This is a genomic window from Nocardia sp. NPDC051981, from assembly GCF_040680715.1.
Taxonomy (GTDB): Bacteria; Actinomycetota; Actinomycetes; order Mycobacteriales; family Mycobacteriaceae; genus Nocardia.
Map to the genome: position 1 here is coordinate 313,444 of NZ_JBFAXK010000005.1, position 22,196 is coordinate 335,639.

Genomic DNA, 22,196 nt, shown 5'->3' on the forward strand with positions numbered 1-22,196 from the left:
CCGGGGCCCGGGTCAGCCCTCGCGTTCGAGCTCGGTCAGCAGGCGCCGGGTGATGCGATCGAGGGACGCGCGCTCCTGGTCGGAGAGCACGGAGAGGATCCGGGTTTCGTTGTCGAAATGCTCGGTGACGACGATGTCGATGAGGTGCAGGCCGCGGTCGGTGAGCCCGACCTTGATCGCGCGCCGGTCGCCCGGGTCGGCGATCCGCCGGACCAGTCCCGCCTTCTCGAGCCGGTCCAGGCGGCCGGTCATGCCGGCTCGCGACATCATGAGGGTGTCGGCGAGGCCGGAGGGGTTGAGTTCGTAGGGCTCGCCCGAACGCCGCAGTGTCGCAAGCACATCGAACTCGCCGCGCTGCAATCCGTGTGCCGTGAACACGGATTCGATCCGCTCGGTCGCCACCACGGTGAGCCGGCCCAGCCGCCCGATGATGGCCATGGCCACGCCGTCCAGGTCCGGCCGCTCCCGCCGCCACTGCTCCTGGATCACGTCCACGGCGTCGGTCTTCTTCTCACCCATGGACAACACTCTATTCGACGACATATAGTTCGGTAGCGAATTATCTCCCACCGAATCACATGGAGTTCGACATGACCACCGCTTCCCGCCCCGCCGCCATCCGCCAGCCGCAGGACGCCGAGATCATCGGCGGCGAGCCCGTCTCGGTGCGGCTGCTCATCGACTCCAATGAGGCGGGCGGGTCGGTGAGCACCGTCGAGGTGACCATGACCCGCGGCGCCGACGGCGCCATGCCGCATTACCACACCCTGTCCGACGAGCTGTTCTACGTGGCCGACGGCGAACTCCAGGTCCTGGCCGGGGACAAGATCGTCACCGTCGGCGCGGGCGGCGCGATCGTCGTCCCCAAGTTCATGCCGCACGCCTTCGGCGCGGCCCCCGACAGCCCGGCCCGCATCCTCATCGCCCTCATGCCCGGCGTCGAACGTCACGGCTACTTCCGTTTCCTGGAGCGGCTCGCCCACGGCGAGGCCACCCCGGCCGATATCGAGGCCGCCCAGCAGGACTACGACAACCACTTCATCGAGGCGCCGCGGTGGTGGGCCGAGCGCAACGCCAACCGCGCCTGACCCCGCGCTCATCCTCCCGGACCCGCGACACCGTGAAACCCGCACTGCCGCAGGGGAATCCGCCGAACCGAATCGATGATCGCGTGATTCCAGCGGCGGGCCGTGCGGCACATCGGCTACACCGATCGGTTCCCGTTGCACCGCCACGATCCCGGGCGCGCAATTCAGGGCACGATGACCGATCCACCGGTCATGCACCGGCACCGAGAGTGGCACGGCAACCCGCCGCTATACGCGAGAACGCCGTCCTGACTCCCCAGTAGCCCGGTGGTCGCCGGCGGGGGGTGTGCCACAGACCACCGAAAACGCGGAATGATCATTGCCGCGAGCCGGGTTGGTACGTTCATGGCGTTCTCTGTCCCCATCACCGTCCGCGGGTACGAGCTCGATATCAATGGGCACCTGAATCAGGCCGTCTATCTGCAGTACGCCGAGCACGCGCGCTGGGAGCTGCTGCGAGCGGGCGGGCTGCCGGGCGAGAAGATGGTGGCCGCGGGAATCGGGCCGGTGGTGCTGGAACAGACGGTCAAGTACCTGCGCGAATTGCATCTGGGCGACGAGGTCGCGGTGAGCTGCGAATTCGAATGGACCGGCGGCAAGATCTTCCGGATGCGCCAGCAGATTGTGAAACTCGACGGCACGGTGTCGGCGGAGATCGATGTCGTCTCCGGCATTCTCGATCTCGCCGCCCGCAAACTGGTTGCGGATCCCGGTGCGGCCCTGCGGGCGGTGGCCGACTCGCCGGACATCCTCGGTCTCTGATCGGACACCTACCACACCGGCCGGTCCGAGTTTTTCTGCGAAAATCTTTCGGCGGGAGCGGTTTCCGAAAATCCGCCAGAGTTTGCCGGAGTAGCTGAAATCTCTCGTTGCGGACCGAATTCGGTGCCCAGCGGGATATGATTCAGATCACGCTCGGCCCCGCAGCAAATCCCGAGCAGATCGGAGTTCAGCATGACCGGCGCCCTGCACCGAACGGGATCGGCGATCCTCGCCAGCACCTCGCCACCGCTACCGGGCTACCTTGTCGCAGCCACGGAGCGAAGTATCAGCGTGCGTGTCGGCGACGGCACCACCTGGACCTTCCATCGGACCGATGTCCTCGACATCACCCGGTGGGATGCTGCGACGGCGCAGGGCAGCTGTGAGGGCCGCCCGGTGCTGGTGCGCGTACGGTCCGGCGCCACTGCCGATTTCACGCGGCGCCGCCGTGTCGAGGTCACCGATCGTCCCCTCACCCTGTCGCCGGACCACAGTCCCGCGCGGGGCGACGACGAACTGCGCGAGCTCACCGAAATCTGGGCCCGCGGACTGGATCTCACCACTCGTCCCGGTGCCGGCGGGGCCACCATGACCTGTTGCCAGACCCGATCGCACCTCGGCAGCGACGACGGCATCGCCTGCGACAGCCTGGACTGACGGAAGCGCGCATGGCCGCCCGCACCATGGGATCGGTGCTCATCGTCACCGAGGCCGAGGACCTCCACGGCGACGCCCTCGCCGCCACCCTGCGCAAACACCACGGGCACAACCCGATTCGCCTCGATATGCGCGACTTCCCACGCGAGAACGGCACTTTCCGACTCGGCGGGGACGGCTCCTACCGCAGCCTGTCGCACATCTTCGGGCTCGACGACGTCACCTCGGTGTGGTGGCGCCGGCCCCATACCTGCGCTGTACCGGCCGGTCTGTCCGAGGAGGACGACACCTTCCGCCGCGCCGAATGCGACGGTTTCCTCCAGGGACTGCTGTGGTCGATCCCGGCCCTGTGGGTCAACGACCCCGGGGCCGACCGCACCGCCAGCCGCAAGGTCGTGCAACTGGAGACGGCCCACCGCGCCGGCTTCGCGGTCCCGGAGACCCTCGTCACCAATGATCCCGACGAGGCGCGCGCCTTCATCGAATCCCGGCCCGGGTCAGTGGTTTACAAGCGCACCGGCACCGGGCGCGGCGCGTTCACCGAGACCCGGCTGTTCACCCCGGCGGATTTCGACCGGCTGGCCACGATCCGCAACTCCCCCACCATCTTTCAGGACTACATCCAGGCCGAGAGCGATCTGCGTATCGTCTGGGTGGACGGCATCGAGTGGGTGGTGCGCATCGACTCGCAATCCGGTGTGGGACGGGTGGATTCGCGCCTGGACACGTCGGTGGCCTTCACCGCGGATCGCCTGCCCGCCTCGGTGAGCAAATCGCTCACCACGCTGATGGGCGCGCTGGGACTGGCTTTCGGCGTGCTCGACCTGCGGGTGGGTCTCGACGGCGAGTTCTACTTCCTGGAGGTGAACCCCCAGGGACAGTTCGCCTATCTCGAAATCAAGACCGGTCTGCCGATTTTCCAGAGCCTCGCAAACCTACTGGTTCTCGGCGACGGGACCGTCATGCCCTAGCGGCCGCACGCCATCGCGCTTCCTCGAACATCACGGCTGATCGTCGAACATCCCACCGTATCGCCCGAATTCGCGGCTGGTCGTCCTGAATCGCAAGTCGTCGACCGGCTTTCGCCGGTCGAGAACCCGCAATCCACTCCCGGAAAAGGGAAAGACGCTACTTGCCGGCCTTGGCGGCCTTGCGGCGGTTCGCACCGCCCCGGCTGCGGAGTTGCACATGCGACTCCACGAGCACGTTGTGGATGAAGCCATACGACCGCCCGGTCTCCCGGGCCAGGGACCGGATGCTGGCTCCGGCCTCGTACTGCTTCTTCAACTGGGATTGCAGGCGATCGCGGGATTTCCCGGTGACGCGCGTGCCTTTACCCAATACGGCTTTACCCTGTGCGGGCCTGTCACTCATGGCTTCCTCCGAGTCGCCGTGGGCGCCTGATTCCAGGTTAGAGACTCGGATGCCTGTGATCAACGAAACGCTGTGATGTGAGTCACCGACTTTTGGCGACCACGCGTTTTTCCGTGCGGGAGGAGCACTCTCACGCCAGCTGGATCAGTTCCAGGTAATCCTGCGACCAGTGATCCTCGGTGCCGTCGGGGAGCATGATGACCCGCTCGGGGTTGAGCGCCTCGGCCGCACCCGGGTCGTGGGTCACCAGGACGACCGCGCCCGCGTAACTGCGCAGCGCGTCGAGCACCTGTTCACGCGAGACGGGGTCGAGGTTGTTCGTAGGTTCGTCCAGCAGAAGGACATTCGCGGCCGAGGAGACCAGACCGGCCAGCGCCAGCCGGGTCTTCTCGCCACCGGACAGGGTGCCGGCGGGCTGCTCCAGCTGCGGGCCGGAGAACATGAACGCGCCGAGCAGACCGCGCAGATCCTGTTCGCCTGCATCGGGTGCGGCGTGGCGGATGTTCTCCCAGACCGTGGCCTGATCGTCCAGAGTGTCGTGCTCCTGGGCGAAATATCCGACTTTCAAGCCGCGTCCGGGCTCGATCTGGCCCGCGGTCAGGGTCTCCACCCCGGCCAACAGCCGGAGCATGGTGGTCTTGCCAGCACCGTTGAGGCCGAGGATCACGACCCGGCTGCCCTTGTCGATGGCCAGGTTCACGCCGGTGAAGATCTCCAGCGACCCATAGAGCTTGGTCAGGTTCGTGGCCATCAGTGGCGTCTTGCCGCAGGGGGCCGGTTCGGGGAACTTGATGCGCGCGACCTTGTCGGCCACCCGGATCTCGTCGGCCTCGGCCAGCATGCGCTCGGCGCGCTTGACCATCTGGTGTGCCGCAGCGGCTTTCGTGGCCTTCGCGCCGAGCTTGGCGGCCTGCTGCTTGAGCGCGGACGCCTTCTTCTCGGCATTCGCGCGCTCGCGGACACGGCGCTGCTCGTCGGTGGCGCGGGCGTCGAGGTACTTCTTCCAGCCCATGTTGTAGATGTCGGCCTCGCCGCGCACGGCATCGAGGAACCACACCTTGTTGACCACGTCGCCGAGCAGGTCGACATCGTGGGAGATGACGATGAGGCCGCCGTCGTGGTTCTGCAGGAAGCTGCGCAGCCAGGTGATGGAGTCGGCGTCGAGGTGGTTGGTGGGCTCGTCCAGCAGCAGCGTGGTGTCGGACTTGCCGCCACTGCCGTCGGAGGCGCTGAACAGGATGCGCGCCAACTCGATTCGGCGGCGCTGACCGCCGGAGAGGGTGCGCAGCTGCTGGTTCAGCACCCGGTCGGGCAGGCCCAGGCTATGGCAGATGCGGGCGGCCTCGCTCTCGGCCACGTAGCCGCCGAGGGCGGAGAAGCGCTCCTCGAGCCGGCCGTATTTGCGGATGGCCTTCTCGCGTTCGGCATCGTCGGCGACCTCCGCCATGAGCGCCTGCTGCTTCTCCATATCGCGCAGCAGGGCGTCGAGCCCACGCGCCGACAGCACGCGGTCCTTGGCGAGCACATCGAGGTTGCCCTCGCGCGGATCCTGGGGCAGATAGCCGATTTCACCGGAACGGATGACCTTGCCCGCGTAGGGTTCACCCTCACCGGCGAGAATGCGCAGCGTGGTGGTCTTCCCGGCACCATTGCGCCCCACCAGCCCGATCCGATCCCCGGCCTGCACCCGCAGCGCCGACCCCGGCGCTGTCAGCAGGGTGCGGACTCCGGCCCGGACCTCCAGGTCGGTCGCGGTGATCACAAGCGTCTCCTCGGGTACAGCGGATGCCGGTAGTTAACTGAACGAGTGTGCGCCATCGCGGCACACAAGAACCACCGATTTTACCGGGGCCACCGCCCTGGACCGAATCGAGCACATCCTTCGCTACCGCAGACCGGGAACCGGGTAACGGCGGTCACACTCCCGGAGCCGGTCGGCGCGCGACGGCAACCCCGGCGAGGGCCGACCGCGGGGCGCATCGCCGGTGACGCTCGCAAGGCGCATCGCCGGTGGTTCGTGGGGCGCGCACCGCCGTGGCGAATAGGGAACGACACGCATTCCGATTGACGATGAATTGGGATGATGGCGGGTCGGATTGTCGCGTCGACACCTCTACTCACCCGGTATCTATTTGGATTCGGCATGGGCTTGGTAGCGCAGCCATCGACTCTATTCGATTCAGCTCATGTGAGTCTCTCCCGACTCGGGAAGTCTGAACGTAAGTGTTGCATTCGAATTAGTGAGTAGCGTAATCGAACTGGACGGGTGGCAATTTCCGCGCAGCGTGCACACCCGAATTCCACTCTGGTCGACAGGATCAGCGATGAACGACTTTCCGCAGGGTGCCGGGCCGTGGCAGGGGCCTCATGACACCTGGCATCCACCCCAGTCCACGCTGTCCTCGACGTCGGGGCTCACCACCGAACACAGTTCCTGCACGACGCCGCAGCCGCCCGAGGTCATTTCGAACGACCCGAATGTGAGGGCGGATATGATTTTCAATCGGGTTCCGAATCGACTGCCGCTATTTACTCCCTGGCGACCAGCTTCCGCACCGACCTGAACAATGGCACGACCGGAATTCACCTTTCGCACGACGACGCGGCCAAATTGGTCGGTCTGGCAATAAAGGACGCCTGCCCGACAGCAGGAAAATAATACGGATGCACCGGCCGGTTCTCGAATGCTGCGATCTCGGTAGCCGAAGGTGCCGGCCGGATCGCCACCGATCCACTGCCACATCGGGATGGTGTTGCTTCGGGTCCGATCCCGGCACCGGCAATTCTGGCTTACATGTTGACATTTCACGTTGATTTGTCACACACTCGCCAGGCTCAACGGTGATGAGGAGGGGTTCGGCGATGACCGATCACGCGCGGGCCGCGCTCGAGCTGTTGCGGGACAGCAGCCAGTTCAAGTGGTACGTGATTCCGCTGCTGCTGGTCGTCATCTACGTCTATGCGACCGAGGTCGAACGGCGGAACTGGAATGTGCTGTTCGCGGGGCTGGCCCTGTGGGGCATGGACTGGTTCAACGAGATCTGGAACTCGCTGGTCTTCCACGCCACCGGGCGCGCGCCGGTGTGGGGCGCGACCGGGCCCACGGCGTATCAGATCCTGATCGGCCTCAATATCGAGATCTGCTTCATGTTCGCCATCATGGGTGTGGCCGCGGCGAAGATGCTGCCGCCCAAGGAGGTTCGCATCCTGGGCCTGCCCAACCGGCCGGTCCTCATCGCGGCGAACTCCGCGGCCGCGGTCGGCGTGGAGGTGCTGCTGAACAAGGCGGGTGTGCTGACCTGGGATTGGTCCTGGTGGCACGCGGGCTTCCCGTACCTCATCTGGCTGTTCGGATACGTGCCGTTCTTCGTCGCCTGCTTCTATGTCCACGACCTGAAGACGGTGCGGGCGAAAGCCATTGCCGTGGGCGCGATTCTGGGGATCGACGCCCTCGCCCTGATCGTCTTCGGCTCCCTCGGGTGGTTGTGATGGTCGAACCCGCAGTGCGGCGCGGCATGCTCGCCGCGGCCGCCGGACTCGCGCTCGCGGTGGCGGCGCCCCCGCAGATCGCGTCCGCCGAACCGCCCGCGTGCACACTGCTCGGCACCGTCGGCACGCCCGAACTGGGTGCGGACGAGACCACCGCCGGACTCGACGCATTCCCGGCCGCCGCAATCCCGCTACCGGATCAGGTGTTCCTGCGGACCACCGCGGAGACGTTCAACCGCCGCTGGTCCTTCGCCGTGCGCGACGGGTCCGTCTACGTGAAACAGGCAGCCGCGCACGGCGGTTGGCGCACGCTACCGCTGCCCGGGTGCATGACGGGCCGGATCGCCGGAGTCTCGGCGGACGACGACGAACTCATGGCCATCGACGTCGACGGCCGCTTCTTCACCATGGACCACATCCTGAGCGCACCCGCGGACTGGAACTGGAGCAGCCGCTACGGCACACCACTGTGGACCGGCCCCGGCAACACCCTGCCGCCGGGCACGATCGCCTGGACCTGGTCGGTGCTGTCGCCCAACGAGGATCACCTCTGGCGCGACACCGCCGGCAATGACCACAATGTCGGCGGCGCGAAGGTGTCGCACGTTTTCGCACTCACCGACGACGGTCACCGCATCCACTACGTGGACCCGTGGCTGCCGCTGGACCACAGCTACGAGATGTCCACACCCGACCAGGGCCGCTTCCGCGCGGTGGCGCTGTCCACCAGCGGATCGACCACGCTGGTCGTGGATCGGTTCGGCAATCTCTACACGCGGCTCTACGATTTCGACATCTCCGGCGCGGACAAGGTGTTCTTCCGCTACTCCTACGAGGACCAGCGGGGACGGCCCGCGGCGCCCGACATGCTCGGTGAGCGGATCGACGGTCACTACGCGGCGATCCAGCTGCCCGCGCCGGACTGGCTGCGGCAGCCCAGGATTCCCGGCCGGATCACCGATAGGGTTTCCGTGCACAAGACCGGAATCGGTTCCGACGCACGTGAATTGCGTGTCGAGGGCGTCGACGGCGGGCGCACCGGCTATTGGGTGAAGGAACTCACCGCCGACCATTGGGATTTCGTGCCCACCGACCTCCCGCTGGCAGGCCGCCTGCTGGACAACACCGACCACTCGGCCGATGACACCGTGGCGGCATCGCCGTACACCTACGCGGGCCGGACCGCGTCGGGCGTCGCCGTGCGGATCGAGTCCTTCGATGTCGCGGTCTCCCCCACCCCGCTGCGCCTGGAACTCGTCGACGGCAGCCACCTCGACCTGACCCTGCACACCGTGGACGGACTCCGCCAGACGGTCCAGGCGTCCGGAATCACCGATCAGCCCAGGGCTTTCGACGGCACCGTGGAGATCCCCGCGGACACCCTCGCCACCCTCCCGGATCAGCCGGCACCGGTCCGCGAGTTCCTCCAGACCGCCCTCGCGGGACACCGTTTCACCGATGCGCCGGTCCGCGTCACCACGAACGAATTCAGTATCGAGGGTCTCGGCCTGACGCTGTCCCGCACCCGCTGATTCACTGAGGTGTGACGGTCGACTCGCCCGCGATGACGCTGCGAGTCACCGGTTGACACAGAAAGGCATGCGGGAAGCCGTGATCGATGGCGGTCGCCTCCCTGCAGCCGGGTCGGCTGGGCCGGATCGAGCTCCACGATGACCACCCGGAGGTTGTCCGCCAAGGGGCAGGGCCGGGAACCGGCACGGGTCGGTGGCCCGACTACCACCGCGTCTCAGTGGTCGGGCAGCCAGTTGCCGTGGAAGCCGTGCGGGATGCGGCGGGGCAGGTGGATGGTGGCCACCGGTGCGGCCGCCAGGTCGGTGGCGTCGAGGATGACGAGGTCGCTGCGGTCCTCGGCGGAGTCGTAGACGTAGGACATGAGATAGCCTGCGCCGCCCGGGGTCTCGTCGGCGGGGGCGAAGGATGCCTCGGCGGGGAGGCGGCCGGGGCCGAAGGTGTGGGCGGCGCTCGAGCCGGTGTGGAGGTCGTAGCGGAGCAGCGCGCCGGCGCCGCCGTCGGAGACCGACACGTGTCCGTGGCTGGCGTTCAGGCCCGCGAGGCGGTCGTCGATGCGCGGGAATTCGGCGATGCGGTCGTCGAGTTGGTCCTCGCGGACCGCCCCGGTGGCGAGGTCGAGGGTCCAGCGCCACAGTGTCGCGCCCTCGTCGAAGTCGCGGGAGTCGGTGCGCCACATGCTCCGATAACGCATGGCGTGCAGCACGATCCGGCCGTCTTCCTCGTGCGCGTTGAGGGTGTGGAAGACGTAGCAGGGTTCGATGGCGAACCAGCGCACCTCGCCGTGCGGGTCGTCGCGGCGCAGGACGCCGAGGCGGGCCTGGTAGTCGTCGCTCCACCGGAACGGCATGCCGGCACCGGTCATGGCGGTCGGCAGGTCGAAAACCACCGGCAGATCCATGAATACGACGTGGTTCGCGGTGAGCGCGAAGTCGTGGTGCATGGTCGCGGCCGGGACATCGATCTGGCGGCTGAGCTCGAGCGTGCCGGCCGCGTCGGCGCGGTGATAGGTCAGGTAGGGCTCGAAGAAGTCGTAGCCGAAGAAGTGCAGCTCCCCCGTGACCGGGCAGGTCTTCGGGTGCGCGGTCATGGCGGTGGTGAGCTTGCCGTCGAAATCGTGCGGTCCCAGAGTGTCCAGATCGCAGGTCAATTCGTAGGGAAACGAGGATTCGACGAGCGCGAACGTGCGTCCGGCGTGCCGGATGACGTGCGTGTTCGCCACCCCCGCAGTGAAATCCCGCCGGCCCTGCTCGTCGATGCCCCGGGCGCCGTCGGTGAAGGTGCTGGTGCGCACCCACCGATTGCGATAGGACACCGCGCGCCCGCCTTCGATCCGCACGCCGTGCACCATGCCGTCGCCGAGGAACCAGTGTTTGGAGGCCGCCGCGTGCGGGTTGGGCCCGTTGCGCAGGTACCAGCCGGTGAGTTCCTCGGGAATCGTTCCGGTGCAGGGTAGGTCGTGGGTGGTGAGCTCGTCGGCGACGGGCGCGTAGTTGCCGGTGAGATGGGGAGGTGTGGTCATGTTCGATACCTGCCTGCCGAAGGAGCGGGCTCCTCGACGTCGCGACATTCCAGTTCTGACATGTCCAAGCTTGGGCCTCCATCCTCGACATGTCAATACTGGAATGTAAGATGAGCGCATGAGTCTCCGGTACGCCCTGCTCGGGCTGCTGTCCGACGGTCCAGCCAGCGGCTACGACCTGCTGCGGACCTTCAAGCACTCGCTGGCCAATGTCTGGCCCGCCACACAGAGCCAGATCTACACCGAGCTCACCAAACTCGCCGACACCGGATTCATCGCCGTGAGCGACGAAGGCCCGCGCGGCCGCAAGGAATACACCATCACCGACGCCGGGCTCGACGACCTGCGCACCTGGCTCACCACCACCCGGCCGAAACAGGTGACGCGCAATGACACGCTATTGCGCGTGTTCTTCCTCGGCATCCTGCCGCCCGAGCAGGCCCGCGCCTATCTGGCCGGCATCGCGGAACGCGCCGAGCAGGCCCACGCCGAACTGGGCGAACTCGAGCAGAACATCGACTGGACCGACAGCAACCTGTCCCATTACGGCCACCTCGCGCTGGAATACGGCGCCCGGGCCACCGCCATGAACCGGGACTGGGCCCGATGGGCGCTGGAACAGCTACCGCCGGAACAGGATTGACCGGCTCGCGCTACAACCCGAGCCCGTGGGCCAGCACCGGCCAGGAGGCGGGAAGCTCGTCGTCCCAGTAACCCCAGGAGTGGGTGCCGTAGGGGTGCAGTTCCACGGTGGCCGGGATGCCCAGGTCGGCGAGCCGGTCGGCCATGGCGTGCGTGCACTGGTCGACGGCGGCCTCGAGAATGCCGCCCACCAGGATCTGGTTCGCGAGACTGTCTCCGGCACCGGCGAAGTGGCGGTCCCCGGCCTTGTCGTGCGGCCCGGGCATGCCGTTGCCGCTGGACAGGTACAGGTCGAGCCCGCGCAGCGCCTCGGCGTGCAGGTAGGGATCGTTGGCCGCCCACATCGGGTCACCGGACGGGCCGTACATATTGCCGGCGTCGCCGCCACCGAACCCGACCGTGATCCGGACATACATCTCACCCACTGGATCGGCGATCCGCGCACAGCCGCTGAAGGCCGCCACCGAGCGGTACAGGCCGGGTTTGGCGATCGGCAGCTGCAGGACCGACGTCCCCGACATCGATACTCCGACAAGGCCGTTCACGCCATTGGTGCCCAGCGCAACATCGATCAGCGGGGGCAGCTCCTCGGTGAGGTAGGTCGACCACTTCATGACGCCCAGCCGCGGATCCGGCTGCCGCCAATCGGCGTAATAGGACGCCGCGCCGCCGATGGGCTGCACGACATTGACGTCCTTGTCGGCCAGGAAGTCGAAGGCATTGGTGCGGCGATCCCAGGAGGCCGCGCCCTTGCCGCCGCTGCCGCCGCTGAGCATGTAGAGCACCGGGCGGCGCGCGGACCGGTCGGCGGGCAACTGCACATCCACCGGAAAGTCGAGGTTCATGACGGCGGAGTGCACAGTGAGTTGGAGGTGCCGCTCGTCGATGCGCCGGGTGCCGACAATCGCCGAGCCGTCCGGCGCCGTCGGCGCGGTCCCCGGATCGGCGGGCGTCACCACATCCGGTTGGGCGCGCGCCGCCGGATCGAAGGGTGTCGCGGACAGCGAGACGAGCCCCGCCGCAGCCATTACTGCCATGCTGCACATGATCGAGCGGTAAAGCACGTCCTGGGTCCTGGTTCTCGCGTGCCGCCGGCACGCATGACCTGGCGACTGTTCTACTCCGACGGCGACGCCGTCCGCGGCCCGACGGAATGCTCATCGGGCGCGCGGCGGCGAGTCTGGCAGCCGGAGTCTAACGGCAGGTTTCAGAATGTTGTCGCGCAGAAAACAGCTTGCGCACCGAAGGCTCAGCCAAGAGTGAGCAACCTCGCAGTCCCGGAGACGACGGTCTGGCTCTGATCGACCAGCGCGACCCGGACCTGCACGGGGGCGCCCGATACCAGCGGCGTCTCCCCCGCCACCGGGGTGAGCGCGATGCTCGCGGCGTGCTCGGCGCCGTCGCAGGTGAACGAGTCCTGCTGGCCGGTGGCGGCCGGTCGGTCCGCGTTCGGATCGCCGACCATGGCCAGGATGCCGGCGACGCCCGCGGACGCCTCGCACGTGTAGTCGATGCCGATCGACGAGGCTCCCGCCGACTCGACCGTGATGGAGTTGGCGGCCAGCGCGGGCGCCGCGGCGAGCAGCACTCCCGCGCCCAGGGCCGCGGCGACAGCGGCGGTGACGGTCGAGCGGTGATGGTTTCGAATGGTGACCATGTTTCGTTCCTCCTGTGTGACGGATCTGGATCGCTGAACACACGTGGAAAGACGCCCGGCCAGTATCGCGCCGAAGCTCGAGCGCCCAACGGGCGGCCCCCGGAAAGCGGGGGAACCACACTGCGCGGCAGGTCCCGCATCCACCCCGCAACCACGCGGCAGCCATCGAGCCGGGCATCCGGGTGCACGACAGGGGTCGAGGATTCGGGCTGCGGGCGTCACTATGGGAGCCGAGGCAATCGCATCCGGATCATGAGGAGCGCCGGTGGATTCCGACATCTGTTACGCGTCCGCGCGGGAGCTGGCCGGCTGGCTGCGCGCCCGCCAGGTCTCGGCGGTCGAGGTGGTACGCGCCCACCTGGATCGGATCGAGCGGATCAATCCCAAGGTCAATGCCATCGTCACCCTGGTCGGCGAGCAGGCGCTCGACGCCGCCCGCGCCGCCGACCAGCGGGTGGCCGCCGGGGCCGAACCGGGTCCCCTGCACGGAATTCCGATGGCGCACAAGGACACCCACGACACCGCGGGCATCCGCACCACCTACGGCAGCCCGCTGCTGGCGCGGCAGATCCCCCAGCGCGACGAGTTGCTGATCGAGCGGCTGCACGCGGCCGGGGTCATCACCGTGGGCAAGACCAATGTGCCGGAGTTCGGGGCCGGCTCGCACACCGTGAATCCGATCTTCGGGGCCACCCGCAATCCCTACGATCTCGGCAAGTCGGCGGGCGGCAGCAGCGGCGGCGCCGCGGCCGCGCTGGCGTGCGGTCTGCAGCCGCTGGCCGACGGCAGCGATATGGGCGGGTCGCTGCGCAATCCGGCATCGTTCTGCAATGTGGTGGGCTTCCGGCCGTCGCCGGGCCGGGTGCCGACCTGGCCGGACCCCTACGCGTGGGGAACGCTGACGGTGCAGGGGCCGATGGCGCGCACGGTGGCCGATGCGGCGCTGCTGCTGTCGGTGCTGGCGGGCCCCGATCCGCGCAGTCCCATCGCGATCGCCGAACCCGGCTCGATCTTCACCGGATCCCTGGACCGGGATCTGCGCGGGCTGCGGGTGGCGTGGTCGCCGGACCTGGGCGGCGCGGTGCCGGTCGATCGGGCGGTGCGGGAGGTGCTCGAACCGGCGGTCCGGGTGTTCTCCGAACTCGGTGCGGTCGTGACCGAGGACTGCCCGGATCTATCGGGGGCAGAACAGGTTTTCCGGACGCTGCGCGCGTGGTTGTTCGCGCTGGCGCTGGAACCCCTACTGGCGCACCGGGATCGGGTCAAGCCGTCGCTGGTGTGGAATATCGAGCAGGGGCTGGCGCTGAGCGGGCGCGACATCGCCGAGGCCGAAGTGCTGCACACGATGCTGTTCCATCGGATGCGGGAGTTCTTCGAACGTTATGACGTGCTGCTGCTGCCGGTGAGCCAGGTGCCGCCGTTCGATGTGGAGCTCGAGTATCCGGACACGGTGGACGGCGAGCCGATGTACACCTATCTGGATTGGATGCGGTCGGCGTATTTCATCAGTGCCACCGGTTGTCCGGCCCTGTCGGTGCCCGCCGGATTCACCACGGCGTGGCTGCCGGTGGGGTTGCAGATCGTCGGACCGCATCGCGCCGACCACCTGGTTCTGGAGGTCGGGCACGCCTTCGAGCAGGCCACCGGATTCGGCACCGTGCGGCCGCCCATCGCCGCGGGCTGATTCACTCTCGAAGCCCGAGGCGGAGCCACTGTCGAGCCCCGCCGCGGAGCCGCGCTCGCGGGCCGGGCGCGAACCCGGCCCGCCAACGGTCGTGACTACTCGCCGCCCAGCCGCACCGGCAGGCTGGTGTGCCCGTTGGAGATGAAGCTGCCCAGCGGGGTCAATTCGGTTGCGTCCGTGGCCAGCTGGAGGTTCGGGAAGCGCTCGAACAGGGCGGGCAGCGCGATGGCGGCCTCGAGCCGGGCCAGCGGGGCGCCCAGGCAGTGGTGGGCGCCGTAGCCGAAGGCGACGTGCTGGTCCTTGGTATCCCGGTGGATGTCGAAGCTGTCGGCGGTCGCACCGTGGATCCGCGGGTCCCGGCTGGCGCCGGCGTAGGAGGCCAGGATGGCCTCGCCCTGGGGGATGGTGAAGCCGTCGATCTCGATGTCCTCCACCGCGTATCGCAGCGGCAGGTGCGCCACCGGCGACTGGAATCGCAGGGTCTCCTCGATGACGTCGTTCCACGACGCCTGCTCGGCGACGACCGCGGCCAGCTGCTCAGGGTGGGTGAGCAGGGCGACGATGGCCTGGTCGAGCAGGTTCACCGTGGTCTCGTGCCCGGCATTGATGACGAGCATGAGGGTTTCGACGAGTTCCTTGTCGGCCAGCTGCGAGCCGTCCTCGTCGTCGCGGGCGGCGATCATGGCGGTGGTGATGTCGTCGCCCGGGTTGTCGCGGCGGTAGGCGACGAGTTCGCCCACGCGCTCGTACATTTCGAGGAAGTTGGCCATCGACTCCTCGGCGGACAGGGACCCGTCGAAGAAACCGTCGACGCACTTGTGGATGGCGGCGTCGAGGTGCTCGGGCACCCCCATGAGGCCGCTGATCACGCGGATCGGCACCGGATAGGCGTAGAGCGAGCGCAGATCGGCGACCGAGCCCGCCGGGAGCGCGGCCAGCTCGTCGAGCAGCTCGGCGACGATGGCCTCGATGCGTTCGCGCATGGCGGTGGTCCGGCGGTGGGTGAAGGCCGGGGACACCAGCTTTCGCAGCCGGCGGTGGTCGGCGCCGTAGGCGGTGAACATGTTCTCCACGGCCACCCAGGGCAGCAGCGGCCAGGCCTCGGTGATCTCGCCGTTGATGAACGCGGACCAGTGCTGGCGCGGATCCTTGGAGACGCGGGCATCGGCCAGCAGGGTCTTGAGCACGGCCTGGTCGGTGACCGACCACGCCGTCACGCCGCCGGGCAGCTCGACCAGCGTGACGGGGCCCTGCTCGCGAATCCGGGCGGATTCGCCCTGGATGTCGGTGCCGGTGACATCCAGCACGATCGGGCTCTGGGACATGGAGCGCTCCTTACACCGCGCGCGGCGCGGGACTGATCGGGAATTCGACCGGCAGTGCCACCATGGCGCGGTGGAACGGACCGGGTCGCCAGGAGATGTTGTGTTTCGGGACGGCCAGCGTCAGGTCCGGCACCGCGTCCAGCAGCTGGTCGATGGCGGTCTGCGCGACCAGGTAGGCCACCGATCGGGCGGGGCAGGCGTGCGGGCCCGCGCTCCAGGCAAGGTGCGACCGGTTGCCGGTGCGGTCGCCGCCCGCGATCTCGGGATCGTTGTTGCAGGCGGCGAGGCTGATCAGGACCGGCTGATGGGCGGGCAGCCAGGTGGTGTCGATGAGGATGGGCTGACGCGGGTAGCTGATGGAGAAGTTGGCCATCGGCGGGTCGTTGAAGAGCACCTCGTCGAGTGCGTCGCGGGTGGATAGGCTGCCGCCCAGCATGTCTCCGCCGAAACGTTCGTCGGTGAGCATGAGCAGCAGGGTGTTACTGATCAGGTTCTGCATGGGCTCGAGGCCCGCGCCGTAGAAGCTGACCAGCTGGTACAGCATCTCCTCGTCGTTCAGCGCGGCCGGGTGATGGGCCATGCGCGAGGTGACGTCGTCGCCGGGCTCGGCGCGGCGCATGGCGATGAGCTCCATGAGCGCCTCGGCCAGGGTCTGCATGCCCCACGCGGCATTCACGGTGTCGAACAGCGCGGCCATGCCGGTGGCCACCCGCTGGCCGATATCCGCTGGGCAGCCGACCAATTGGTTGAGCACCTCGAACACCAGCGGCAGCGCGTACTGCGACACCAGGTCCGCGCCGCCCTCGGCGGCCAGGCCCGCGATGAGCCGGGCCGCGATCTCCTCGACCGTGGAATGCACGGCGTGCAGGTCGATCCCGTCGATACCGGCGGTGTATGCCTGCCGGTAGCGGGTATGCTCGGCGCCCGCATTGCGCAGCGCGTTGGGGTACCACTGCATCATCGGCCGGATGGGCGAATCCTCGGGGATACCCTCCTGCCAGACCCGCGGATCGGCCGGAAAGTGCTCGGGATCATTGAGGATTCGCAGCGCTGTCCGATAGCTCACCACCAGCGTCGCGGGCACCCCGGGCGCCAGCTCGATGGGCACCATGGAGCCGTACTGGCGGCGCATCTCGCGGTACGCGCGGTGCGGATCGGCCGCGAATTCCGGTGTCCCCAATAGAATCCGGCGTTCTGCCAGGCCGACCGGCGACCCTCCGCGCACCGGGCAGCCCCCAGCCCCCGAGACCCCGCTCCACGATCCTGTCGACTCCAAGTCCGAAACTCCCTACCGACGAACGACTTTCACCGGACCCACCGGGTCGTCCCCGTCGAGTCAACGCTTCGAACCCTAGCAGCCTGGCAGCACACCCACCCCTTTTGTGAAACGGCAACCGCCGGTCCTACTCCTCGACAATCGAGGTGATGAGCGTGCGGCTGCCGACGGTGCGGGTGGTGACGGTCTGGGTGAAGACGTCCTGAAGTTCGCCGGGACGCTGCTGGGCGACCTTCACCGCCCAGTGGTCGTCGTCGGCGGCGGCGATCCGGCTGACCTGCACGCAGTAGCGGGTGCCGATGGGCAGCGAGTCGATGCCGCTCTGAATCTTGGCGGCGTCCGCGACGTTCGCCGCGTCCTCGGCCACGAATTCCCGTGCGACGCTGCCGGAGCGGAGCACGTAGTAGGCGTACTCGAAAGCGAGGACGGCGTCGGGGCCGCTGGCGATGCCGCCCGGATCGGTGCCGGTCACCCCGTCGGGGGTGCGGCGGGACTGGCAGCCGTCGGCGGCCGCGCCCGCGCCCGCGGACGCGGTGATCGAGGTGGGGACGATGCTCGTGCTGCGGCGGGTGGGTCCTGCCGCCGTGGAGCTGGTCGGGGCCCCGGCCGCACTGTGCGGGCCGGAGTCGGCGAGCGTGGTCAGGATTCCGACGGCGGCGGCCGCCGCTCCGGCCAGCAGCGCCACGGCCAGGAACACCAGCAGGGTGCGCGATCGCGTCCATTGGCGCGACGATGGAATCGCCTTGTGGCTGTGCGTCTCCCGAAGCGACGGCGCCGGTGTCCGAGGCCGCGCGCTCTCGATCGCCTCGCTCACCGCGACCGACAGCTCGATGCAGCTGGCGAATCGGGCCCGGGGATTCTTCGCCATCGCCCGGGCCAGCACCGGATCCAGAGCGGCGGGCAGCGCCGGATTCCGTTCCCGCACCGAGGGCACCGGAGCCCGGACGTGCCGGTAGATCAGCCGCGGCAGATCCGTGTCGGCAAACGGCGGTGCACCGGTGAGCATTTCGAACAGCGTGCAGCCGAGGGAGTAGACGTCGGCGCGGCGATCGACCCGGGCCTCGCCGCTGAAACGCTCCGGCGCGGTGTACTGGAAACTGGCCACCACCTCACCGTTCTCGGTGATGCCGCGCACCTCGTGCCGGGACTCGGCGATGCCGAAGTCGGTGAGCAGCGCCCACTCTCGCGGCTGGGCGGTCAGCAGCACATTGGCGGGCTTGACGTCGCGGTGCAGCACGCCCGCCTCGTGGGCGTAGTCAAGGGCGCGTGCCAGGTCGGCGGTGATGGCGGCGGCGCGGGCGGGCTCCAGGGGCCCGTCCAGCAGTTCGGCGGCCAGATCGGAGCCGTCGACGTAGGCCATGGCCAGCCACAGCTGTCCCTGTTCCTCGCCGCGGGCGTAGATGGTGACGATGTTCGGATGTGACAGCCGGGCAATGATGTTCGCCTCCCGCAGGAAACGCTGCCGGGTCTCGTCGTCATCGCTGGCCACGCGATTGAGCAGCTTCAATGCGACGAACCTGGGTAGGTCCCGATCATGGGCCAGATACACCTCGCCCATCCCACCGGCACCCAGTAGTCGCTCGACCCGATATCCGGCGAAGACCACGCCGGTTCGGAGCTGCTCAGCCAACCAAATCCTCCCGATCCACGTGCACCGCAGACAATACCGGCCAGCCGGGGCCGAGTCCGCCGCCCGCCCCAGCAGGTTCCGCGGCCCGGCATCCGGCACGAAACGGGGGTAAACGGGGGGTGCGGATTGGATACGCTGGAGGGGAACGACTTCCGCGCGCAACGGGGCGAGTCGTCGGGGTCGTCCTGGGCCGGATGGCGGGAGCCGGGCTGTGCGGTCGTGGAATTCGGCCGGCCGGAAGGACATCCGATGATGAGGACTGTACGGATGCTGGCGGGGGTGATCGCGGCCGCCGGGCTCGCGTTGGGCGTCGGCGGGGTGAGCGCGGCCCCGGCGCAGGCGGATTGGCTGCCGCAGTGGGCGCCGTTCGGCACCACGGTGTTCACCTTCGGGGACGCGAATTTCTGTGCGGGACAAATCGCGGTGGGTCTGGAGGCCGCGCACGGCATGCCCGGCCATGTGACCGCGCACGTGACACCGAGGGGCTATCTGGGTGGGCCGTGCGGCAATCACATCGTGCTGGGCTGGCTGGGGTCCGCGGGCGGCGGCTCGCGGGATGTCTATGTGCGCACCGGCGCTGGTCCGGGTGAGACCCAGACGGTCGACCTGTGGGTCGGGATGGGACTTGCCAAGCTGTTCGCCAACAGCTGGCCGCTGCAGGGCCCGTGGGCGGAGTGGTATCTGATCGTGCCCTGAGCAGGCGCTGTGTGCCCTGAGCGAGCGCTGTGTGCCCTGGCCGCAGCGCTATTCGGGCGTCGCCGGCCGCAGGCAGGCGATCGCGGTGGCGGATTCGGACACGATCTCGCGCATGGCGGATTCGGCGACGGGGCCGTCGCCGGACTGGATCGCCGCGGCGACGGCGGCGTGCAGCTGCAGGGCCTGCGGATTGGCCTGCGCCGGCATGAGCTCGTGTTCGGTTCTGCCGGTGAGGACTTCGCGAATGATCGGGGCGAAGACCTGCAGCAGCGGATTGCCGGACGCGGCCAGCAGGGTGGCGTGGAAGGCGATGTCGTGGTCGAGATAGGCGGCACTGTTGGCGGCGCGGGCCGTGGCCGACATGCCCATGACCGCCGCGGTCAGGGCCGCGCACTGCTCCGGCGTCGCGTGCGCGGCGGCCCCGCGCGCGGCCAGTGGTTCGATGCCGGAACGGAGTTCGGCCAGCCAGGCCAGCTGGGCGAAGCGGTGCGGGCCGGCGAGCTGCCAGCGGATCAGCTTGGGGTCCAGCGCATGCCAGTGCGCGGGGTCCAGCACGGTGATACCCGCGCGCCGGCGGATGCTGACCATGCCCAGGGATTCCAGCACCCGCACGACCTCGCGGGCCACGGTGCGGGAGACGTCGAAGCGGGTGGCGATCTCATCGGAGGAGATGCGCGTGCCGGGCGCGATGCCGCCGGAGGCGATGTCGGCGCCTAGCCGATCCAGCACCGATTCGTGCAGGGGCAAGGACTCGGCACGGTCGACCATGGGTTCAGTGTCACACATCCGAGGCATATCTATCGGCATCCAGAGGGGAATACGTAGTACTTATTAGCGATACGGCTTGATATAGTCCTCCATATTGGGCTCTGTGCCCTGGATCACTCCACCTCGACTCGAAGAAGCGTCATGCCCAACCTCGAACCCCTCGCTGCCGCGAACCTGGCCGACGCGGCCACCCGGCACACCGGCAGCGCCCAGCTCATCACCGCGGCCGTGCTCGGTGTCGCGCTCATCGTCGGCCTCATCACCTGGCTGAAAATGCATCCGTTCCTGGCGCTGGCCATCGGCGCGGTCGCGGTCGGGCTCGTCGCCCGGCTGGGCGCGGCCGACACCGTGGCCTCCTTCGTGAAGGGCTTCGGCTCGACCATGGGCAGCGTCGGCATCCTGATCGGCTTCGGCGCCATGTTCGGCAAGCTGCTCGCCGATTCCGGCGGCGCGGATCAGGTGGTCGACACCCTGGTGAACCGGGCCGGGCCGCGGGCGCTGCCGTGGGTGATGGGCCTGGTGGGCGCGATCATCGGCCTGCCCATGTTCTTCGAGATCGGCGTGGTGCTGCTGATGCCGGTCATCCTGCTGGTCGCCAACCGGTCGCGACTTCCCCTGATGGCGGTGGCGATTCCGGCGCTGGCGGGCCTGTCGGCCATGCACGGGCTGGTGCCGCCGCACCCGGGTCCGCTGGTCGCGGTGGCGGCCCTCAAGGCCGATCTCGGACTGACGCTGGGTCTCGGCGTGCTGGTGGCGGTGCCGACGGTGATCATCGCGGGGCCGCTGTTCGGGAAGCTGGTCGCGCGCTGGGTGAATGTGCCGGTGCCGGAACTGTTCTCGACCGGTGGCCCCGCCGGGCGACCCGCCGCGGAGCAGGGGCCGCGGCCGAGCTTCACCGCCACGCTGGCCACCATCCTGCTGCCGGTCGTGCTGATGCTGGGCAGCGCGGTCTTCGACGTGGTCTCGCCGAAGTCCGGGTCCCAGGTGAAGAAGGTTCTCGATGTGCTCGGCACCCCGGTCGTCGCACTGGGTATCGCGCTGATCGTGGGCATGATCGTGCTCGGCCGTGGCGGCCGCATGACGCGGGACGCCCTGGCGGACACCATGAACAGCGCGCTGCCGCCGGTCGCGGGAATTCTGCTGATCGTCGGCGCGGGCGGCGGCTTCAAACAGGTGCTGGTCGACACCGGTATCGCCGGCACCATCGCCGACGCGATTCGTGACAGCAGCCTGCCGGTGCTGCTGCTGGCCTGGTTCGTGGCCGCCCTGATCCGGGTCGCCACCGGGTCGGCCACCGTCGCGACGGTGACGGCGTCGGGCATTCTCGCTCCGGTCGCGGCCGGGCTCAGCACCTCCCACGTCTCGCTCATGGTGCTGGCGATCGGCTCGGGCTCGCTGTTCCTGTCGCACGTCAACGACGCCGGGTTCTGGATGGTCAAGGAGTATCTGCGCCTGGACGTCGTGCAGACGCTGAAGTCGTGGAGCCTGATGGAATGCGTGATCTCACTGGCCGGGCTGGCGGGCGTGCTCGCCCTGAGCGCGGTCGTCTAGGAGCAGTGATGGCAACCCCCGCGCGACCGCAGATCGTGGTGCTCATGGGCGTCGCCGGATCCGGGAAATCCACGGTCGCGGGCATGCTGGTCAGCAGCCTGGGCTGGGATCTCCTGGAGGGCGACGACCTGCACCCGCCCGCCAATATCGCCAAGATGGCCGCGGGCCACGCCCTCACCGACGCCGATCGGGAGCCGTGGCTGGAGGCCATCGCGGCCTGGATGTCCGACGAGTTCACGGCGGGCCGCTCGGCCGTCGTGACCTGCTCGGCCTTGAAACGCTCCTACCGGGACGTGCTGCGCGGCAGCCTCGTCGGGCACCCCGGCGCGGTGCTGACCTTCCTGCATCTCACGGGATCCCGGGACGAGTTGCAGCGCCGCCTCACCGCGCGCATGGACCATTTCATGCCGCCGGGCCTGCTCGATTCCCAGCTCGGCACCCTGGAGGCGCCGGGTCCCGACGAGCATATTCTCAGCATCGAAATCGGCCCTCCCCCACGCGAAGTCGCCGCCGCGGCACTGGCCGCCATCCAGGCTCACAGCTGA

At 68.4% G+C, this 22,196-nt stretch carries 22 protein-coding genes; 11 read left to right on the forward strand and 11 right to left on the reverse strand.

Annotated elements, in window-relative coordinates:
* Nucleotides 1–12: 12 nt before the first annotated feature.
* Nucleotides 13–519: a MarR family transcriptional regulator gene (locus AB0L60_RS12830; RefSeq protein ID WP_364611772.1), complete on the reverse strand. Its 507-nt coding sequence runs from the start codon at nt 517–519 to the stop codon at nt 13–15.
* 71 nt (nt 520–590) lie between these two features.
* Here AB0L60_RS12830 and AB0L60_RS12835 point away from each other — a divergent pair, with 71 nt between their 5' ends.
* From AB0L60_RS12835 to AB0L60_RS12850, 4 genes are all read left to right on the forward strand, one after another.
* Nucleotides 591–1,088, forward strand: a complete 498-nt coding sequence (locus tag AB0L60_RS12835; RefSeq protein WP_364611775.1) for a cupin domain-containing protein — start codon at nt 591–593, stop codon at nt 1,086–1,088.
* A 345-nt stretch (nt 1,089–1,433) separates the two neighbouring features.
* Nucleotides 1,434–1,850 carry an acyl-CoA thioesterase gene (locus tag AB0L60_RS12840; protein WP_364611778.1) on the forward strand — a complete coding sequence of 139 codons (417 nt, stop codon included), beginning with the start codon at nt 1,434–1,436 and terminating at the stop codon, nt 1,848–1,850.
* A gap of 192 nt (nt 1,851–2,042) precedes the next feature.
* Nucleotides 2,043–2,507, forward strand: a complete 465-nt coding sequence (locus AB0L60_RS12845; RefSeq protein ID WP_364611781.1) for a hypothetical protein — start codon at nt 2,043–2,045, stop codon at nt 2,505–2,507.
* Between the two features lie 11 nt (nt 2,508–2,518).
* The gene (locus AB0L60_RS12850; protein WP_364611784.1) at nt 2,519–3,478 is read left to right on the forward strand and encodes an MvdC/MvdD family ATP grasp protein; all 960 of its coding nucleotides are present in this window, start codon (nt 2,519–2,521) and stop codon (nt 3,476–3,478) included.
* Between the two features lie 157 nt (nt 3,479–3,635).
* Here AB0L60_RS12850 and AB0L60_RS12855 read toward each other — a convergent pair whose 3' ends face one another.
* From AB0L60_RS12855 to AB0L60_RS12865, 3 genes are all read right to left on the reverse strand, one after another.
* Nucleotides 3,636–3,881: a helix-turn-helix domain-containing protein gene (locus AB0L60_RS12855; RefSeq protein ID WP_033087059.1), complete on the reverse strand. Its 246-nt coding sequence runs from the start codon at nt 3,879–3,881 to the stop codon at nt 3,636–3,638.
* Between the two features lie 130 nt (nt 3,882–4,011).
* A complete protein-coding gene (locus AB0L60_RS12860) occupies nt 4,012–5,643 on the reverse strand; it encodes an ABC-F family ATP-binding cassette domain-containing protein (RefSeq protein WP_354845378.1) in 1,632 nt (543 codons plus the stop codon).
* Between the two features lie 603 nt (nt 5,644–6,246).
* Nucleotides 6,247–6,624 (reverse strand): hypothetical protein, encoded by a 378-nt coding sequence (locus AB0L60_RS12865; RefSeq protein WP_364611789.1) that lies wholly within the window; start codon nt 6,622–6,624, stop codon nt 6,247–6,249.
* 119 nt (nt 6,625–6,743) lie between these two features.
* Here AB0L60_RS12865 and AB0L60_RS12870 point away from each other — a divergent pair, with 119 nt between their 5' ends.
* Both AB0L60_RS12870 and AB0L60_RS12875 read left to right on the forward strand, forming a co-directional pair.
* The gene (locus AB0L60_RS12870) at nt 6,744–7,370 is read left to right on the forward strand and encodes a hypothetical protein (RefSeq protein ID WP_364611792.1); all 627 of its coding nucleotides are present in this window, start codon (nt 6,744–6,746) and stop codon (nt 7,368–7,370) included.
* Complete coding sequence (locus AB0L60_RS12875; RefSeq protein WP_364611795.1) at nt 7,370–8,902, forward strand: hypothetical protein; 1,533 nt, start codon at nt 7,370–7,372, stop codon at nt 8,900–8,902. The genes AB0L60_RS12870 and AB0L60_RS12875 overlap by 1 nt, the downstream gene beginning before the upstream one ends.
* 215 nt (nt 8,903–9,117) lie before the next feature.
* Here AB0L60_RS12875 and AB0L60_RS12880 read toward each other — a convergent pair whose 3' ends face one another.
* On the reverse strand, nt 9,118–10,422 hold the full coding sequence (locus AB0L60_RS12880; protein ID WP_364611798.1) for a carotenoid oxygenase family protein: 1,305 nt from the start codon (nt 10,420–10,422) through the stop codon (nt 9,118–9,120).
* A 118-nt stretch (nt 10,423–10,540) separates the two neighbouring features.
* On the opposite strand from AB0L60_RS12880, the gene AB0L60_RS12885 reads away from it, so the two are divergent.
* Nucleotides 10,541–11,065, forward strand: a complete 525-nt coding sequence (locus AB0L60_RS12885; protein ID WP_364611801.1) for a PadR family transcriptional regulator — start codon at nt 10,541–10,543, stop codon at nt 11,063–11,065.
* A 10-nt stretch (nt 11,066–11,075) separates the two neighbouring features.
* Here the strand turns inward: AB0L60_RS12885 and AB0L60_RS12890 are convergent, their stop codons facing one another.
* Together AB0L60_RS12890 and AB0L60_RS12895 are read right to left on the reverse strand one after the other, a co-directional pair.
* A complete protein-coding gene (locus tag AB0L60_RS12890) occupies nt 11,076–12,101 on the reverse strand; it encodes an alpha/beta hydrolase family protein (RefSeq protein WP_364611804.1) in 1,026 nt (341 codons plus the stop codon).
* 212 nt (nt 12,102–12,313) lie between these two features.
* A complete protein-coding gene (locus AB0L60_RS12895) occupies nt 12,314–12,721 on the reverse strand; it encodes a hypothetical protein (RefSeq protein WP_364611807.1) in 408 nt (135 codons plus the stop codon).
* A gap of 265 nt (nt 12,722–12,986) precedes the next feature.
* Between AB0L60_RS12895 and AB0L60_RS12900 the strand changes: the two genes are divergently transcribed.
* On the forward strand, nt 12,987–14,405 hold the full coding sequence (locus tag AB0L60_RS12900) for an amidase (RefSeq protein ID WP_364611810.1): 1,419 nt from the start codon (nt 12,987–12,989) through the stop codon (nt 14,403–14,405).
* A gap of 95 nt (nt 14,406–14,500) precedes the next feature.
* On the opposite strand, the gene AB0L60_RS12905 is transcribed toward AB0L60_RS12900, so the two are convergent.
* The 3 genes from AB0L60_RS12905 to AB0L60_RS12915 form a co-directional block, all read right to left on the reverse strand.
* Complete coding sequence (locus tag AB0L60_RS12905) at nt 14,501–15,730, reverse strand: cytochrome P450 (protein ID WP_364611813.1); 1,230 nt, start codon at nt 15,728–15,730, stop codon at nt 14,501–14,503.
* 10 nt (nt 15,731–15,740) lie between these two features.
* Entirely contained in the window at nt 15,741–16,955 is a 1,215-nt protein-coding gene (locus AB0L60_RS12910; protein ID WP_364611816.1) for a cytochrome P450, read from the reverse strand.
* 178 nt (nt 16,956–17,133) lie between these two features.
* Nucleotides 17,134–18,636, reverse strand: coding sequence for a serine/threonine-protein kinase (locus AB0L60_RS12915; protein ID WP_364611819.1), 1,503 nt, complete (start codon nt 18,634–18,636; stop codon nt 17,134–17,136).
* A gap of 249 nt (nt 18,637–18,885) precedes the next feature.
* On the opposite strand from AB0L60_RS12915, the gene AB0L60_RS12920 reads away from it, so the two are divergent.
* Nucleotides 18,886–19,332: a hypothetical protein gene (locus tag AB0L60_RS12920; protein ID WP_364611822.1), complete on the forward strand. Its 447-nt coding sequence runs from the start codon at nt 18,886–18,888 to the stop codon at nt 19,330–19,332.
* 48 nt (nt 19,333–19,380) lie between these two features.
* On the opposite strand, the gene AB0L60_RS12925 is transcribed toward AB0L60_RS12920, so the two are convergent.
* Nucleotides 19,381–20,100, reverse strand: a complete 720-nt coding sequence (locus AB0L60_RS12925) for an FCD domain-containing protein (RefSeq protein WP_364611825.1) — start codon at nt 20,098–20,100, stop codon at nt 19,381–19,383.
* Between the two features lie 141 nt (nt 20,101–20,241).
* Between AB0L60_RS12925 and AB0L60_RS12930 the strand changes: the two genes are divergently transcribed.
* Nucleotides 20,242–21,651 (forward strand): gluconate:H+ symporter, encoded by a 1,410-nt coding sequence (locus tag AB0L60_RS12930; protein WP_364611828.1) that lies wholly within the window; start codon nt 20,242–20,244, stop codon nt 21,649–21,651.
* Nucleotides 21,652–21,659: 8 nt separating this feature from the next.
* Nucleotides 21,660–22,196, forward strand: a complete 537-nt coding sequence (locus AB0L60_RS12935) for a gluconokinase (RefSeq protein WP_364611831.1) — start codon at nt 21,660–21,662, stop codon at nt 22,194–22,196.

Coding starts and splice junctions, on each gene's coding strand:
- AB0L60_RS12830 (WP_364611772.1), bottom strand. CDS start 519: ATGGGTGAGAAGAAGACCGACGCCGTGGACGTGATCCAGGAGCAGTGG.
- AB0L60_RS12835 (WP_364611775.1), top strand. CDS start 591: ATGACCACCGCTTCCCGCCCCGCCGCCATCCGCCAGCCGCAGGACGCC.
- AB0L60_RS12840 (WP_364611778.1), top strand. CDS start 1,434: ATGGCGTTCTCTGTCCCCATCACCGTCCGCGGGTACGAGCTCGATATC.
- AB0L60_RS12845 (WP_364611781.1), top strand. CDS start 2,043: ATGACCGGCGCCCTGCACCGAACGGGATCGGCGATCCTCGCCAGCACC.
- AB0L60_RS12850 (WP_364611784.1), top strand. CDS start 2,519: ATGGCCGCCCGCACCATGGGATCGGTGCTCATCGTCACCGAGGCCGAG.
- AB0L60_RS12855 (WP_033087059.1), bottom strand. CDS start 3,881: ATGAGTGACAGGCCCGCACAGGGTAAAGCCGTATTGGGTAAAGGCACG.
- AB0L60_RS12865 (WP_364611789.1), bottom strand. CDS start 6,624: ATGTGGCAGTGGATCGGTGGCGATCCGGCCGGCACCTTCGGCTACCGA.
- AB0L60_RS12870 (WP_364611792.1), top strand. CDS start 6,744: ATGACCGATCACGCGCGGGCCGCGCTCGAGCTGTTGCGGGACAGCAGC.
- AB0L60_RS12875 (WP_364611795.1), top strand. CDS start 7,370: ATGGTCGAACCCGCAGTGCGGCGCGGCATGCTCGCCGCGGCCGCCGGA.
- AB0L60_RS12880 (WP_364611798.1), bottom strand. CDS start 10,422: ATGACCACACCTCCCCATCTCACCGGCAACTACGCGCCCGTCGCCGAC.
- AB0L60_RS12885 (WP_364611801.1), top strand. CDS start 10,541: ATGAGTCTCCGGTACGCCCTGCTCGGGCTGCTGTCCGACGGTCCAGCC.
- AB0L60_RS12890 (WP_364611804.1), bottom strand. CDS start 12,101: ATGGCAGTAATGGCTGCGGCGGGGCTCGTCTCGCTGTCCGCGACACCC.
- AB0L60_RS12895 (WP_364611807.1), bottom strand. CDS start 12,721: ATGGTCACCATTCGAAACCATCACCGCTCGACCGTCACCGCCGCTGTC.
- AB0L60_RS12905 (WP_364611813.1), bottom strand. CDS start 15,730: ATGTCCCAGAGCCCGATCGTGCTGGATGTCACCGGCACCGACATCCAG.
- AB0L60_RS12920 (WP_364611822.1), top strand. CDS start 18,886: ATGATGAGGACTGTACGGATGCTGGCGGGGGTGATCGCGGCCGCCGGG.
- AB0L60_RS12925 (WP_364611825.1), bottom strand. CDS start 20,100: ATGGTCGACCGTGCCGAGTCCTTGCCCCTGCACGAATCGGTGCTGGAT.
- AB0L60_RS12930 (WP_364611828.1), top strand. CDS start 20,242: ATGCCCAACCTCGAACCCCTCGCTGCCGCGAACCTGGCCGACGCGGCC.
- AB0L60_RS12935 (WP_364611831.1), top strand. CDS start 21,660: ATGGCAACCCCCGCGCGACCGCAGATCGTGGTGCTCATGGGCGTCGCC.